Raw genomic sequence first — 15,777 nt, 5'->3', positions numbered from 1 at the left:
GCTCGCAAATCACACAGTGGCCTGACTGAAATTCGAGGACTAAAACACACCTCCCAAGACTGCCTCTCGATGATGATCTTCATCACCGAGGGGCAAAGCATGGTGCGTAATCGCTGACTTAATCTTTAACAAGCACCAGTCCAGATTGTGGCCGACTCCACCTGTTTACGGCCTTGCAACTGTGAGGGCCAACCCCGCTTTTGCAAGCGCCTCTACATCCTTGCTGTCCGGCTCATCATCCGTGATGATGCAATCAAAATTTTCCAGCTCTGACAAAACATGAAGCGCTGTTCGATCGAAACGGGAATGATTGACCAACAAGCATTTCCGCGAAGCAGCAGCCATCATCGCCACTTTTGCCCGCACAACATTGTCGTCCATATGGAATGCCTGTAGCCCAGAAACAGCCGGCGCAGAAATAAAGGCGATATCGGCACGCAATCGACACAGGGTTTCTTCGGTTACGACACCAAAATAGCCATTGTATTTGGCAGAATAAATACCACCGAGAGCCAGCAAAGTAATACCAGCTTCTCCGCGCAGCGCATCGATAATCGATTCATTGTTGGTGATAACAGTAAGAGGTCGCTTTTCAGTCAGCAAAGATCCCAGAACCGCTGACATAGATCCGTCGTTGATCATGACAGTCATGCCTGGCTCAATCAGCTTCAAGGCTTCACGTGCCATCCGCTCTTTCGCTTCAGCATCTTGTCGGGCACGGATACGAAAATCGCTTTCAAATTGCGTACCAGCATCCGCCGTCGCACCACCCCTAACTTTGCGCAAGACACCGAGCTGCTCCAACTCATCCAGATCACGATGAATTGTCATTTTCGATACAGCAAACCTCTCTGACAGGTCGTCGATATCGACGGCTCTGTTTTCTACCAGGAGATCCATTATCATCTGTCTTCGATCTTCGCCTCTCACGCAACACCTCCATGCCCTTACATTCCAGCAGGCACACATTTCGTAACACAACAAAACACCAAAATCAGTAAAATTTTGTTATTTTGTGATAAAATTACGTGACAATTAATCGACTATCCCACTCATCATAACGTCACGAGGCAAATTTCTGATAGTGTTTTAATCATGCATCAGCATAGAGACAAAACATCAGCACACGCAGCCTCCTACCCCGACTCATAAAGCAAGACAACCGCTGCATTCCGCAACACTCACAACCATTGACCGTAAAGACAAGAGGTTATGCGCAGGTCTTTTACTCAAACGCGCCTATCGTAGGGTTTGCTTAGTTTCACGACAGCACTTGGGGAGAAAACTCACGCAATTGGCCGTAATAGGGTTTAGTCGCAGGATGAACGTAAGGGCCACGTTTGGATGTTATCAGACCAAGAGCAACAAGACCCTCGGCGTGTTTGACAGCAGCAGCAACACCATCAATGACAGGCAAGCCAAATTCAGACCGCAAATTCATCACCAGATCGGCCATACCGGCACACCCCAGTACAATGGCCTCAGTCTTATCTTCATTAAGTGCACTGGTGATTTCATTGCGCAGTAGATCTCGAGCGTTGGATTTGGGGTCTTCTAGTGACAACACAGATATGTTGGCAGCACGCACGTTGCATTTCTGACCATGCCCATATCGTCGCACCAATCCTTCAACCGGCAATCTGGATTGTTCGGCAGTGGTGATCACGGTATAGCGCTGCGCGATATAGGCCGCTGTTGCCAACGCCGCTTCACAAATCCCCAGCACGGGAATGCGGGCAAGGCTGCGTGCGGCATCTAGCCCTGTGTCATCAAAACAGGCAATGATGGCCGCGTCTGCGCCCGCCTTTTCTGCCTTGGATATCTCAAGCAGCAAACCCGGTACGGCGAGTGCCTCATCGTAATATCCCTCAATAGAAGCAGGCCCCATAGAAGACGTCGCAGCCATAATTTCTGTCTCGGAGTAAGAAACGTCACGGGCTGCCTGAGCAATTTTATCTGTCATACTCGCAGTGGTATTGGGATTAATGACGGCGATCTTCATGGCCATTCATCCCTTTCCGCGCTGCTTATTCAAATACATGATTACACCCACCGTCACTCCGATGACGAGGAAGGAAAAGACCGTGGTCGCGGTGCCCAACGCATAGAGCACCGGCGTGGTTACATTGGTGGTCATGCCGTAAATTTCCAGCGGCAGCGTGTTGTAGGTCCCCGATGTCAGCAGCGTGCGGGCAAATTCATCATAGGACAAAGAGAAACCGAACAGGCCAACACCGATAAGGCTGGGCAAGATGATCGGCAGCACCACATGGCGAAACGTCTGCCATGGGGTGGCACCCAGATCTCGGGCCGCTTCTTCATAGGCGGGAGAGAAGCGATTGAAAATCGCCAGCATAATCAGCACGCCGAACGGCAGGGTCCAAGTCAGGTGCGCGCCAAAGCCGGAAGAATACCATGCAGGCCGCAAACCCGCCTGCTGAAACACCACGCCAATGCCCAGAGAAATGATAATGGATGGCACCACCAAACTGGCGACTGAAAGATAAAACAGAGGTGTCGCGCCAATGAACTTGCGGCGAAAAGCCAGCCCTGCGAGCAATGACACGACCACCGTCGAAATCATCACCATAATGCCTAGGGTAAAGGACCGTTTGAAGGAGCCGCCAAAATCACCGACGGCCTGAGTTTCAAACAAGTTGAAAAACCAGTGAAGAGATACCCCGTTCAGCGGAAAAGTCAGACCACCATTCGGCCCCTGAAATGACAGAATGACGATGGCAGACAAGGGACCATAAAGGAACAAGACAAACAGGGCAAAGAAAGTTGCTAGAATGTAGAATTCTCTGGATCGTGTTTCGGACTGCATCATTACAACTCCTTGCGAATATCGACGACCCGCAGGATTGCGGCAACCAACAGAAGCACCAGCGCCAGCAGCACCACAGCATTGGCCGCTGCAGCGGGATACTGAAGCAAAGACATCTGGTTCTTCATCATCAGCGCGACCGAAGCACTTTGCCCGCCGGACATCACCTGCACTGTCGAGAAATCTGCCATCACAAGGGTGGCGACAAAAATCGTACCGATCGCCATGCCCGGTTTGGCAAGAGGAATGATGACATTGCTCAGGATCTGGCGCCCCGAAGCACCGGCATCGCGCGCGGCTTCAATCAGCGAATGATCAATGCGCATCAGGGTGTTAAAGATAGGGACAACCATGAAAAGCGTATAGAGATGGACCATAGCCAGGACGACCGCAAAATCGGAATAGAGCAACCATTCAACGGGTTCCGAGACCACACCGGAACTGACGAGCGCTCCGTTGACCAGCCCATTTCGTCCTAGCACCGGTATCCAGGATATCATCCGGATGATGTTGGAAGTCAGAAAGGGCACGGTACAAATAAGAAAAAGCACCATCTGCATGCTCGTCGATCTGACATGGAAAGCAAGAAAGTAGGCCACCCAAAAGCCGACAAACAGGGTAATTGCCCAAACAATCACCGCATATTTTATGGTGTTTAGATAAGTCTTCCAAGTCACCCACGACCCCAAAGTCTCAACATAGTTCAGAGTGATAAGGTCTGGATACATTCGCGCAAAATCATAGTCCCAGAAACTGACAATCGCGATCATTGCCAGAGGGAGCAACAGAAATGCCCCGAGGATGATGGCCAGCGGCGCGGCCTGAAGATACGCAGCCAACCATTTGGGCATGTGAACCGCCTCTTTTGGCTTCGGGGACAATTGCGCTGTCGTCATGATGCCTGCTTTCCTATTGCTATTTTGAGGTGGCGAAGACAGTCCGCCACCTCTTTGTTTGCCTCTTCATCTCCCCAAAAACCGCATCGGGGAGATCAATCAATGGGATCAGGAAGCGATGAATTCGTTCCAACGACGAAGCATATAGCGATCTTCATCCATCACGGAGTTCCAGCAAGCAACCTTACCCATGCGTTCATCGAAGGATCCGCCATCACGGACTGCGCCCGGTTTTTCCATAACCTTGCCTTCAGGTGAAAGGATTTCGCCCTGCGCTGCCTTGCCTTCAATCCAGAAGCCCCACTCGTCTTCAGACATATATTCCTTGGCGGTGTCCATACAGGCTGAATAGTAACCCTGACGGTTGAGATATCCACCAACCCAACCGGAGGTATACCAGTTGATATATTCATAGGCGGCATCGAGCTGGGCGCCCTTAAGGTGGGAAGCAAGACCCAAGCCGCCGCCCCATGAACGATAGCCTTCCTTGAGAGGCTGATACTTACAAGCAACACCCTTGGCGCGCACAGCAGCAACAGCCGGTGACCACATCGACTGGATAACAACTTCGCCAGACGCCATCAGGTTCACAGATTCATCGAAAGACTTCCAGAAAGCACGGAACTGGCCTGACTGTTTGGCAGCAATCAGAAATTCGATCGTCTTATCAATCTCTTCCTTGGTCATATTGCCTTTGTCAGCATAGGTAATATTGCCCATTGCTTCCATGATCATGGCTGCATCCATGATGCCGATGGATGGAATATTGAGGATTGAGGTCTTACCCTTGAAGGCTGGATCCATAATGTCGGCCCACGTAGTGATTTCACGCCCCACAAGGTCGGGGCGGATACCCAAGGTGTCGGCGTTATAAATCGTTGGCATCATGGTGAACCATTCGGTCTCACCTGCTGCGAAAGTCTTGGCATCCGGGCCTTCAACAAATCCAACCGTATGGGGAGCTGTGCCTTGCGCAATCACACTATCTGGCAGCAATTTACCGGACTTAAAGAGCGGCACCACCTTGTCATAATATTTCAACCGGTTGGTATCCATCGGCTGGATAACGCCCGTTGGGAATACTTTTTTGAGAATCCAATATTCGATATCTGCAATGTCATAAGAGTCAGGCTGAGTGACGGAGCGCTGGGCAGCTGCGTCTGAATCAGTTGCTGTCATTTCCAGCGTGATGCCAAGATCTTCCTTACATTTCTGCGCAATGGCGTTGATGTTGGAAACACCGGTACCAAACTGGCGCAGAGTGATTGGATTTTGTGCCCAGATAGTCGGGAAGCCTGTGATGGCTCCGGACCCGGCGGCAACACCAGCGACGGCGGCACCGGTTTTGAGCAATGAACGTCGGCTAAGGCCGCTGGATTTGGTTGTCTTACCAGTCATAAAGGGTGTCTCCTGTTTAATAGACATTGAAATAATTAAGACTTGACGTGCCCCAAGACGATGGCATCAGCCGGCGCCCACGAAAGGGGGACCGCATCGCCGGATTTAACCGGCTTTGCGAAATAATCAGCGTCCGAAAGCAGGATGGTGAAATCCTCAATTCCGGCACCTGTAATGGATAATTTGACGGTTGCTCCGAGGTCCTCGACATTGGCAACAACGCCCGTGAAACCGAACCCGGGCTCATCTGCATCTTTCAAGCGCGCGTGATCTGTACGCACAGCGATATCGGCAGTCTCAGCACCCACTTCAGCAGCGCCCAGCGCACTGAAGCGATGACCGCCGGCCACTTCAATGGTTGTCTGCTTGTCAGCCTGTTCAACGATCCTCCCGGATATAACGTTGTGGCTTCCCATGAAGCGAGCAACAAAAGGCGTCGCCGGTTTTTGGAAAATATCGCGGGGAGAAGCGGCCTGCTCAATACGACCATCATTCATGATGACGATCAAATCAGCCAGAGCCATAGCTTCTTCTTGACTGTGGGTGACATGCACAAAGGTCATGCCAAGCGATGTCTGTAGTTTCTTAAGCTCCGCGCGCATTTTAATTTTCAGGAAAGGATCAAGGGCGGACAGCGGCTCATCCAGCAGCAACGCTTGCGGCTTGGTGATCAACGCTCGTGCCAGCGCAACCCTTTGTTGCTGACCACCAGAAAGTTGTGCAGGTCGGCGATCAGCATAGGGCTCAAGCTGCATGAGTTCGAGCATTTCCGTGGCCTCTGCTCGTCTTTTCTCTTTATCCACCCCTTGCATTTTCAGGCTGAATGCAACGTTGTCGACCAGATCAAGATGGGGGAAAAGAGCATAGGATTGGAACATCATCGCAGTGCCACGACGGGCTGGCGGCAGTCCGTTGACGACTTTGTTGGCGAGCATTATGTCACCATCGGTTATGTCTTCGTGGCCAGCTATCATTCGGAGCGTTGTCGACTTACCGCAACCGGATGGCCCCAACAGGCAACAATAACGTCCTGCAGGAACTTTCAGGCTGATTGCGTGAACGGCCGTTGTTGTCCCATAGACTTTTGATACAGCGGCGAGCTCGATTTCTGCGGCTTTTGACATTGAAACTCCTTTAGCGCTTGTAAGGGCTTACAAAGCAAAGGCCGTGCCAAATGATCTAAACGTATGATATACATACATTTTTTGACAATCACTCAATGAATGAACACATCGAGATAGATATTTGCGCACAAAATTAGGGCATGGAATAATAAAAGTTAGGCAATATTGAATTCGATAAATGCGCAAATTGTATACAATTTAATGCTATTAAATTCGCACTGATTGTTTTCAATCATATGATTTTTACAGGACTTCTATTGAATCTGTAACTGTAGGAGGCAATAAGGGAACAAACAGGAATTTAATAATGGAATTAAACTTCGCACATATGCGGTCAACAGCATCCAACCCTGAAGATCGGGCGGCGGCCATTCGCGATGCCATTCGTGACGCGATCGTCGACCGCAGGCTTGCCCCCGGAACCAAGCTATCAGAGGCAGAAGTCGGAACCCTTTTCAAGGTGAGCCGCACCGTCGTGCGACAAGCACTTCAGATGCTAACATTCGAAGGCCTGGTGAATAGCGAGCGCAATCGCGGCGCTTTTGTCGCAAACCCCACACCTGATGAAGCGAGACAGATTTTTTCCAGCCGTCGCCTGATCGAACCGGGGATCATTGCCGAAGTAACAAAACGCATCACGCCTGCTGATATTAAAAAGCTAAGAGAGCATTTAAAAACCGAGGCCACACTCCACCAAAAACTCGGCGCAGATGCCCGGCGCTCAGAAATCAAAGCTTCAGGAGATTTCCACCTGTTGATTGCCCGCTTTGGGGGCAATGCAATTTTAGAGAAATTCATGGCTGAACTTGTAGCGCGCTCTTCTCTCGTCATTGCCCTGTATGGCCGCACCGGGACCTCAAGCTGTGGACATGACGATCATGACAACATCCTCAATCTAATCGAAGCAGGGGATGAAAACGGGGCTACTGAGCTTATGCTCAAGCATATTGATTGCATTGAAGCCGATTTGGACCTTAAAGCGGGCGACGAGTTGACACTGAAAGAAGCTTTGCGTTTGGGATAACCAACGGACGTCCTATACATTCACGGCATTCTGGACATCTGGAGCATCAAAAGAAGCTCTGAGAGATCGGACAAAGCCAAATTCCTCACCTTCGGGCGAGCCAGAATTGGCGTGTCACAAACAGCACTCCAAAAATCAAATTTACAGTCCTAGATTTCCAAAATATTTCTGTATGTTTCGGAACCGCCTTTTGCGACAAAAAAATACAATAATCTGGAATTGTGCCACACTTCATTCTTTTTTCCTGCGCACCGATTTGCTGTTATTTTCCGGCACAGTCGATGAAGTGGCGGCGTCTTTATTCAAGTCAGACATGAGCCCGAACCGCATTGTGTGCACTGCAGATGCCTATTCTTGCGTGATGAATGAGTTGATCAGCGTTAAAACTCACAGCGCCCACTCTCATCACTCAACCTGCGTCTGCCCAATCAAATCGGAATGCTTATCAGCGAATTCTGACCAAGGATAACCACCATGACGATTAAGAGCATTAGCGGCTGTATCGGTTGCATGGAATGCGTCCAATCCTGCCCCTGCGATGTCATTCGCATGGACGAGAAAAACGGCAAGGCCATAATCGCCTATCCGGCAGACTGCCAGATTTGTCATTTGTGCCGGATGTATTGCCCCGTTGACGCCATTGAAATGGCCCCTGAGAAGACAATTCCCGTTGTCACACCCTGGGGGTAGCAATGAAAATTGATAGAAAATTTTATGTCATCGGCAGCGCACTGGCACTTTTTATTGGTTTGCCCCTGTTGCTCTATGGTCTGAGCGCAGCACCTACCCGCTCATTCCTGAAAGAGATCATATCGATCCTGACCATACTGGCCGTATTTTTGATTTTGGGGCAACTCTTCCTGACCCGCAGCAATGAAGGACTTAGGATGCTTTTCGATGGTCGACAAGTTCAAACCACGCATAAGTTCATTGCCTATGGCGCAGTAGGCTGGCTCTTACTGCATCCCTTGCTCATTGTTTTTCCCCGTTTTTTTGAAGCAGGCGTGAAACCATTGGATGCCCTGGTCACCATGCTGACGACGTTTGAAAATCTGGGTATTCTGCTCGGACTGACTGCCTGGTTGTTATTACTAGTGCTCGGTTTCATGTCCGTTTTCCGCATGCGCATCATGAAGCTTTTTGGACTGACATATCGCAAGTGGCGCTATATTCACGGCAGTCTATCGATCATTTTTCTACCACTTGGTTTGTGGCATGCCATTGAATTAGGGCGTCATGTCGATTTGGGGATGGCTGCTGCGATGATCTTTTTCGCGACAGTTGGCATTGCGATGTTGGCGGTGTTTTACGCAAAGACCGTACCGCAAGACCGCGCCAAACACCGCGGCCGCCAATTGCATCAAAGCGCAACTCATCAGGAACCAATTCTGCCAACACCAAGCAAAGGAACACATTTATGAGCCAGTCTGAAAACCTGACCGCTTCAACGCGCCGTCAATTTCTGATGCTCTCTGGTGCCGCAGTTGGCGTGGCAGCGCTTGGTCAGAATGCGGCTTGGGCAGAAAACAAGTCTGAGATTGATCCGCAGACAATTTCAAACGTCACTCACGAAACAGATTGTCTGGTGATTGGTGGCGGGATGGCTGGACTGTTCGCAGCCGTTAAAGCCCATGACGCCGGGGCCAATACAATGATTGTCGCAAAGGGGCGGCTTGGATCATCAGGCTTAACCCCGTTTGCCAAGGGCTATTTCATCTACAACCCGAACGTTGAAAAAACCTCGATCGACGCATTTGTCGAAACGGTCTCTCGTTCGGCACTTGGCACAAACAACCCCGTCTATACCCGCCAAATGACAGAGCACTCTCTTGCAAGAGCCAAAGAACTGAAAGACTGGGGATTTTTTGACCAGACTCTCGCCAATCGCCCTTTCATGAAACCGATCAGCGAACGCAACATCCCTTTGCTTGAGCGCATTGTCATTACGCATTTAATCAAGGAAGACGGCAGAATAGCAGGCGCAGCAGGCTTCCGGTTGGATGCAGCGGAGACAATCACCATCAAGGCCAAATCGATCATTCTGTGTACCGGAGCGGGTGGCTTCAAACCAAGCGGCTTCCCAGTCTGCGATCTTACGCATGACGGCTCCATCATGGCCTATGAAATCGGAGCAAAAGTGACGGGCAAAGAGTGGAATGACGGCCACTCGACCCGAGTCAAAAACCCGGCAGCTTGCTACGACAATTGGGGCGATATGTTCGACCGGATCCCAGATACCATTGGTGTTGAAGTGCATCACGACCTTGGTGTTGATATCAATCATCGGGCCTATGTCGTTGGCAATCCCATTTTTGGCGGCCCGGGTAGCCCGCCTGATTTAAAACAGGTGGAAGTATCCGGAGGCCCCTACGTACCCGAGGAATTCCAACATAAGGGCCCTCCCGGCGGCAAGCCACCACACGGAGCCAAAGGCCCTCAAGAAGGTCCGGAAGGGCGGCCACCAAAAGGAAACGGCAGAGGCGGAGCCCCCGGCGGTGGCAAGGACGGCCCACCCATGGCCTCAGGCGCTGCGATGGGCGGAGCCTCTGCAGGGATGGCGATCCACAAAGCAGAAGGTTTGGTACCCATTGATGATCGTTGCGCATCCAACATCCCGGGCCTTTATGCGGCTGGCGATGCTTTGGGCAGCTATATGTCCGGAGGCATTTATACCCAAGGCGGTTCATCTTTGACCGGGTCTGCCGTGCAAGGGGCAATTGCGGGGGAAGCCGCAGCAGACTATGCATCCGGAGCCAACATGCCGGACATTGCCAAAGCCAATCTCACCTCAGTCCTTGATGAAATTCTTGCCCCGCTCAAGCGCGAAACCGGTTACGGGCCTGCGTGGGTAACCCAAACCCTGCAAGGCGTGATGATCCCCAATTTTGTGCTCTATGTGAAAAAAGGAGCGATGATGCAAGCGGCTCTGGCATATGTCGAGGAATTGCGTGACCATCATGCGCCGCTGTTGCGTGCTGCCAATATGCACGAATTACGTCTGGCTTTTGAAACACGCAACATGATCTTGAGTGCCGAGATGAAACTGCGCGCATCTCTGATGCGCACCGAGAGCAGATGCAGCCACTACCGCCTTGATTATCCGGAAGTGGATGACGAAAACTGGCGGGCGTGGATCAATATATTCAAGGGAGAGGACGGCTCAATGCAGCTTGAAAAACAAGCCTTCGATCACTGGCCGGCGCAGAGTTAAGACCCTTCCGGCCCGAAAAATCCGGCCAGTCAGATAGACAATGGAGCGCCCAAACGGGTTGCTCCATTGTCATTCATAGCACCGCGCCTTATTGCGTCACCACAAAAGCCGCAGGCAGAGACCTATAGATTGAGATAATCAACTAAGCTTAAATTGATCATGACGTTGAGAGCTGAATAACTGGCTTCAAGTTGGGTCTTATAGGTTGTCGCCTCAACGGTCGCAACGGCCACGTCGACCGACGTCAGGTCAGTAGCAAGGCTTTCGGCTTCGGTTTTAAAACTAGTCTCATTTTCAATAAATGTTTCAAGGCGATTTGTTGCGGTGCCCGAGGCACTCTGGGCGGCGATAATCGCGTCTTGGGCCGAGATCAAAAGCTCTGAGACATCGGCAAGCTCACTCGTCTCCAAAGGGGACGCATTGGCAAGATAGGACAAGGCGCGCATCGCCTGTTCGATCGCATCATCATTCCCCGTTATGCCATAATCAATACTGCGTTCTTCCCCTACGCGCGCAGTTTGAATGTAATCGTCACCCTGATAATAGTCTGTGTTGACGGTTGTGAGGGATGTTGCGGCATAGGCGGTCAAATCGACAGGGGATGTTTCGGTCAGGCTGCCGGCAAACAAATAGCGCCCTTCATATTGGGTATTCACCAACGATGCCAAATCTTCAAGATTGTTTTGTGCGTTTGATTGCAGGCTGGCGATATCAATGTCGGTGCTCGTGGCATTGACCAATGTACGTGTGTTGGTCAACAGGTCACTGATTTGGCCCAAGATGGAAGCCGACATTTCACTGCGCGTCGCAATGCGCTCGGCGCTTGATATCAGCGCATCAGAGCGTGCGATCGAGACACTGAGATCAAGCACGGTGCCAGCATCGCTACCCAGATCGCCATACTCTGTCGATATCAATCCGCTGGCTTGTTGCTGCTGCACCTGAGCCAATTTTGCCTGCGTGGTCATGGCCATTTGCAAGACAGATGAAGTCTGATTGAAAGTTGAAACGCGCATTACCATGACATCACCTATGAGACCGCAGACCGAAGATCATCAAACATGGACTGGATGGTGCTGAGAATGGTTGAAGCCAGCGCATAGAGCTGTTGCAACTCGGCCAGCCGCTCGGTCTCTTCGTCCACATTCACGCCATAGATTGAAGCAATAGTGTCTTCAATTGAGCTTAGTTCCGTTTGCGACAAGTCCAGACTGTTCGACGCACTGGTTGAGGCACTCACCGCTGCCGAGATGATTTCGCCGACATAATCCGTAAAGCTACGATCACCCGCGGACAGAACACCGGCCGCGTTAAAGGAGGTGTCGCCCTGCAAGGCATCCAGTATCGCGTTGGCGGTTTCCGATGCATTGGCCGTCCCCAAAAGAGTGGTCGGATCGCTCAACAGACTATCGCTAACAGCGATGTCCGACGCACTCGTGCCGGTCAAGAGGCCGGGTTGCACAGTATTGAGCGTGGTGACCAGCTGATTTGCCAATTCGTCCAAGGCCTCACTAAAAGCGGGCAAAGTCTCATCACGCAAGGTTAGTAAAGCCCCCAGAGACCCGGTATCAAGCTTGTCTGTGATGTCGGACCCATTGACAGAGATCGTGACATGGCCAGACGCATCTGTGTCAGTTGTCAGCAAGTGGGAGGTACTATCAACCAAAACCTGACCAGAAGCCGAATAAACCTTTGTACTGCCGTCGGTCCCGGTGAAAGTTTTTATTTCCATTTGTTCTGAAAGCGCAACCAAGGCGGTGTTTAACTGGTCTTGCAAATCTGATGTACTGTCACCTCTGGCGGTGGCGGTTCTGATTTGTGCGTTCAGACCGTCGATTGTTTCAAGGGCTTCATTGGCCTCCGCCACTCCTGTTGCGATCTGACTATCAGCAGTCTCGATCTGGTCTGTAATGTCGCTTGCTGTATCGTTAATCTGGTTGGTGACATCTTCCAAGGCTGCCACGGCAGCATTTGCCAGACTGGCTGATTCCGGTGTGGTCGCAAGCCCCGTCATGGCGTCTTCGAAGGCCGCAATGGTGTTGGAAAGCGCAGACCCCTCACCAGTTTCGCTGGATAAACTACCCAATGCACTTTGCAAATTGCTTATGTAACTTTGAGTGATGGTTGCTGCGGCAGTCTCAGAGGTGGCATCGATAAGGTCAGTCATTAGAATTTTGCTGACATTGGAGGCAATCTCGGCGATAGACACGCCAGAGCCGCTGCCCCCAGACGTAAGAGAGATTTGGGTGGCGCGCTTGGTGGTATAGCCATCGGTGTCCGCATTGGCGATGTTGTTGGCGGCGACAGAGAGCTGGACTTGCGTGGCACCCAGCGAACTGGTTGCGATATGTAACGAGGTAGCAAGTGTGGTCATTGCTCTCTTATCCCTGGTTCGAACCGGTTAAACCTCATGGCTTCTTTTGATTGAGACAGGCTGTACCGAACCATAGGCCTGTTGCCCCCTATCTCCATAAGAGGTCAGGGCTGCATGCTGCTGGTTCTCTCGAACGGCTCGCATGATGGTTTTAATGCGCCGTTCGTTTGCATTGGCAGCTTTTGTCAAACTGCTCGCATTTTGAAAGATGATTTGTGCCAAGCTTTGAACGCGGTCTTGCAAAATATTGAACTTCTCGTCCGAAGCAAAAAGAAAGGCCTCGCGATTTTGATTGAAGCTTTTAAAAAAGGCAGAAAATTCAGCAACCAATTTGGATTTTCTTTCTAACAAATCCTGCATTTGCACGGGTCTGCCGCTTTCAAGCCGTCTGTTTTCTTCTTCTGCCAGCAGTATGATTTCGTCCGCGACAGCAATAGCCTGATCGATTGCGAGCTCTATTTTTGCTTTATCGCTCGGAAATTGCATGACGTTTGTCTGACTGGTGTCCATGGTGGGCCTAACTTTTTTTCTTGCGGAGATCTGTCACTTTGGAATATGCACCGGCAGCGTGGCTCGCTTGGGTAGAACGCGACAGTTTTTTACGGATTTGCCCTTGCTGCTCGCGCATATGCCATTTCAATTCTTGGAGAGATTTTTTGGCGACAAGCATCAGCAACCGGCTAGAGGGCGCATTTGGGTTATCCTTCAAAACAAGAATATCCCGCTTTAATTGTCCCAGTTTGGCACTGCATTGTGTGAGGTCATCTGGCATGAAGATTACCGAACCGCACTAATCAGGCTGTCAAACATCTCTTTGCTGGTTGAAATGATTTGCGAAGCAGAGGAATAGGCTTGTTGAGCGGCCAACATGGAGGAAAATTCAGTACTGGTATCGACGTTGCTTGATTCCAGCTGGCTGCTTTGAAGCACGCCAGCCCCACCCGTCCCAGCAATATGCAAGGTCGCATTGCCCGAGTTGGTCGAGACAGAATAGAGCCCGCTGTTGCCTTCTATCAGACCGTCTGCATTGGTGAAGGTAGCCACAGGGATTTTATAAATTGCACGCGACTCGCCGTTGGAAAAAGACGCAATAACCGAACCGTCTGTGTCAATTTCAACACCACTCAAGGTGCCATAGGCCCGCCCATCCGCAGAAATCGTATCAACCACAATTTCCGCTGACGCACTATCGTTGGAGGAATTCTGCGTTAAGTCGTCGAAACCCAACGAGATTGAGCTGTCGGCTGCGCCTGTGGTCCATCCCGTGATCGCCAACGTCGCGCTGGCAGGTGTGGTGCTCAGTAAATTGCCATCGGTATCAAATGTCAGATCAACATCTGACGCTGATGTTACGGTGCCGATCGTGGAAGACGTATCTGCCGACAGGGGACTGGCATAAGATACGGTCCAGGCGTTGGTACCCGTTTTGGTGTAAGTGGCCGTAACCGTGCTGGCAGTACCAAGAGAATCATAAACCTCAAAGCTGGATTCAAAGGCATCGCCTACCGCCGCATCAGCCGGCAAAGTGGCATTTGTATCAACTTCCGTAGTTGCTGCGGCCGAACTCTGAACCGAGCTTACATCAATCTTGGTGAGATTGACGCTACTGGCTCCACCGGAAACATTGCCGTCATCGTCCGTTTCCCAGCCCAGAAGATAGCTCTCACCGTTGGTCAGATAGCCTTCTTCATCGACACTGAATTCACCGTTACGCGTATAATAGCGTGAAGAGCTATCGCCTTCAGTCGAAACAATAAAAAAGCCATCGCCCTCAATGGCCAAATTGGTTGTTGTGGTAGAAGCAACCAAAAGGCCTTGAGACGTAACGTTGGAAATATTTGACGCTGTGACACCACCCGATTTGGTCGAACCACTACCCGCCACCAAACTGGCAAAGCTGGTGGTGGATGTTTTATAGGCGGTGGTGGAAGAGTTGGCGAGGTTGCTTGACACTGTTGCCAGAGCAGAGGTTTGAGCAGAAAGGCCAGAAATGGCCGAATTCATTGCACCTGCTAAGCTCATATCGGCCTCCCTTTAGTTTGAAACAATCGCTGTGATATTGTCCATGGTCACACCAACACTGCCGATGGTGAGATAGGTTGCGTCTCCCGACGAGTCGACGCCGGTGACCTGACCCGTGATTGTGCTGCTGGTTGTCACTGCGTTGCCCGAGGAATCAGTGGCAGAAATTTCCAGTGTGTAGATTCCACCATCCGCCATTTGGTCACCGTCGCTGGTGACGCCATCCCATGAAAAATCATAGGTGCCCGCATCTGTATTGCCCGCCTCCGAGTAGACAGTGTCGCCGTCTTGATCAAGAATACTAACCGTGACGTCGTCGGCGTTGCTCTCCAGCGTATAGGACCATTGTGCGGCCCCATCTTGTAAGGAGGTGGTCTCGCCGTTGGCGCTGATGGTCTGGCCAAGATAGCCCAATCCATTGGAAGAAATGAGCGTGTCGAGCGAGGTCGCAATATTTTGGAGACTCTCGGTGTTTGAGACCTGCGATTCATAGTTGGAAAGCTGAACCATCTGGCTCAAGAATTCACTTGTATCAGTCGGATCTGTCGGATCCTGATTTTGCAACTGTTCGATCATGAGCTGAAGAAAATCAGCACTATCCAGATCCAAACTACTGCTGGTGGTGCTGGTTGTTGTCGAACTGCTACTTGTCAATGTACTTAGTGCTGATACCGTCATGCCGCTTCCGATCACGCAAAATTAAACGTTACAAAGCGAATGCATGTTTATACTTTGCAATTTCGCCTCTCATATTTATCAAACGGGAGAAATCACGAAATCAGGCGCAATAAATACAAATAAAAATTTGGGAATATTTTACCGAATACTCATTGCCGCAAGGTAAAAATTGCCTAGTGAGGCTATTCACAAGATCTTACTTGAAAAAAAGGGCGCGATGGCG

Annotated in this window: 16 protein-coding genes; 4 read left to right on the top strand and 12 right to left on the bottom strand. The window is 50.8% G+C overall.

The features are described from left to right. Positions 1 to 165: 165 nt before the first annotated feature. The 6 genes from C0081_RS16460 to C0081_RS16435 all read right to left on the bottom strand — a co-directional run bounded on the left by C0081_RS16460 (position 166) and on the right by C0081_RS16435 (position 6,245). Positions 166 to 930 carry a DeoR/GlpR family DNA-binding transcription regulator gene (locus tag C0081_RS16460; RefSeq protein ID WP_101534898.1) on the bottom strand — a complete coding sequence of 255 codons (765 nt, stop codon included), beginning with the start codon at positions 928 to 930 and terminating at the stop codon, positions 166 to 168. A gap of 331 nt (positions 931 to 1,261) precedes the next feature. Next, entirely contained in the window at positions 1,262 to 2,002 is a 741-nt protein-coding gene (locus tag C0081_RS16455) for an aspartate/glutamate racemase family protein (protein ID WP_101534950.1), read from the bottom strand. Between the two features lie 6 nt (positions 2,003 to 2,008). Further along, on the bottom strand, positions 2,009 to 2,827 hold the full coding sequence (locus C0081_RS16450; RefSeq protein ID WP_101534949.1) for an ABC transporter permease: 819 nt from the start codon (positions 2,825 to 2,827) through the stop codon (positions 2,009 to 2,011). A 2-nt stretch (positions 2,828 to 2,829) separates the two neighbouring features. After that, entirely contained in the window at positions 2,830 to 3,678 is an 849-nt protein-coding gene (locus tag C0081_RS16445; RefSeq protein ID WP_373236952.1) for an ABC transporter permease, read from the bottom strand. 153 nt (positions 3,679 to 3,831) lie between these two features. Then, positions 3,832 to 5,121, bottom strand: a complete 1,290-nt coding sequence (locus C0081_RS16440) for an ABC transporter substrate-binding protein (RefSeq protein ID WP_101534896.1) — start codon at positions 5,119 to 5,121, stop codon at positions 3,832 to 3,834. Between the two features lie 35 nt (positions 5,122 to 5,156). After that, positions 5,157 to 6,245 (bottom strand): ABC transporter ATP-binding protein, encoded by a 1,089-nt coding sequence (locus C0081_RS16435; RefSeq protein ID WP_101534895.1) that lies wholly within the window; start codon positions 6,243 to 6,245, stop codon positions 5,157 to 5,159. A 307-nt stretch (positions 6,246 to 6,552) separates the two neighbouring features. Between C0081_RS16435 and C0081_RS16430 the strand changes: the two genes are divergently transcribed. The 4 genes from C0081_RS16430 to C0081_RS16415 all read left to right on the top strand — a co-directional run bounded on the left by C0081_RS16430 (position 6,553) and on the right by C0081_RS16415 (position 10,480). Next, positions 6,553 to 7,269, top strand: a complete 717-nt coding sequence (locus C0081_RS16430; protein ID WP_101534894.1) for a GntR family transcriptional regulator — start codon at positions 6,553 to 6,555, stop codon at positions 7,267 to 7,269. A 474-nt stretch (positions 7,270 to 7,743) separates the two neighbouring features. Beyond that, the gene (locus C0081_RS16425) at positions 7,744 to 7,959 is read left to right on the top strand and encodes a 4Fe-4S dicluster domain-containing protein (protein WP_101534893.1); all 216 of its coding nucleotides are present in this window, start codon (positions 7,744 to 7,746) and stop codon (positions 7,957 to 7,959) included. A gap of 2 nt (positions 7,960 to 7,961) precedes the next feature. Further along, positions 7,962 to 8,690, top strand: coding sequence for a ferric reductase-like transmembrane domain-containing protein (locus C0081_RS16420; RefSeq protein ID WP_101534892.1), 729 nt, complete (start codon positions 7,962 to 7,964; stop codon positions 8,688 to 8,690). Further along, the gene (locus tag C0081_RS16415) at positions 8,687 to 10,480 is read left to right on the top strand and encodes an FAD-dependent oxidoreductase (protein ID WP_101534891.1); all 1,794 of its coding nucleotides are present in this window, start codon (positions 8,687 to 8,689) and stop codon (positions 10,478 to 10,480) included. The genes C0081_RS16420 and C0081_RS16415 overlap by 4 nt, the downstream gene beginning before the upstream one ends. A 122-nt stretch (positions 10,481 to 10,602) precedes the next feature. Here the strand turns inward: C0081_RS16415 and C0081_RS16410 are convergent, their stop codons facing one another. Genes C0081_RS16410 through C0081_RS16385 form a run of 6 tightly spaced genes read right to left on the bottom strand, consistent with a single transcriptional unit; the run spans position 10,603 to position 15,554 of the window. Then, positions 10,603 to 11,502, bottom strand: coding sequence for a flagellin (locus C0081_RS16410; protein WP_101534890.1), 900 nt, complete (start codon positions 11,500 to 11,502; stop codon positions 10,603 to 10,605). Between the two features lie 8 nt (positions 11,503 to 11,510). Beyond that, complete coding sequence (gene flgK, locus C0081_RS16405; RefSeq protein ID WP_101534889.1) at positions 11,511 to 12,854, bottom strand: flagellar hook-associated protein FlgK; 1,344 nt, start codon at positions 12,852 to 12,854, stop codon at positions 11,511 to 11,513. 27 nt (positions 12,855 to 12,881) lie between these two features. Continuing rightward, positions 12,882 to 13,340: a flagellar export chaperone FlgN gene (locus tag C0081_RS16400; protein WP_180966929.1), complete on the bottom strand. Its 459-nt coding sequence runs from the start codon at positions 13,338 to 13,340 to the stop codon at positions 12,882 to 12,884. Positions 13,341 to 13,371: 31 nt separating this feature from the next. Continuing rightward, entirely contained in the window at positions 13,372 to 13,626 is a 255-nt protein-coding gene (locus tag C0081_RS16395) for a hypothetical protein (protein WP_101534887.1), read from the bottom strand. 5 nt (positions 13,627 to 13,631) lie between these two features. Continuing rightward, positions 13,632 to 14,876 carry a flagellar hook protein FlgE gene (gene flgE, locus C0081_RS16390; RefSeq protein ID WP_101534886.1) on the bottom strand — a complete coding sequence of 415 codons (1,245 nt, stop codon included), beginning with the start codon at positions 14,874 to 14,876 and terminating at the stop codon, positions 13,632 to 13,634. A gap of 12 nt (positions 14,877 to 14,888) precedes the next feature. Then, complete coding sequence (locus tag C0081_RS16385) at positions 14,889 to 15,554, bottom strand: flagellar hook assembly protein FlgD (protein ID WP_101534885.1); 666 nt, start codon at positions 15,552 to 15,554, stop codon at positions 14,889 to 14,891. Positions 15,555 to 15,777: the final 223 nt, after the last annotated feature.

Origin of the sequence: Cohaesibacter celericrescens, assembly GCF_002866925.1 — a bacterium.
Taxonomy (GTDB): domain Bacteria; phylum Pseudomonadota; class Alphaproteobacteria; order Rhizobiales; family Cohaesibacteraceae; genus Cohaesibacter; species Cohaesibacter celericrescens.
The sequence above is the reverse complement of the archived record's forward strand: the minus strand, read 5'-3'. Positions and strand labels throughout refer to the sequence as shown.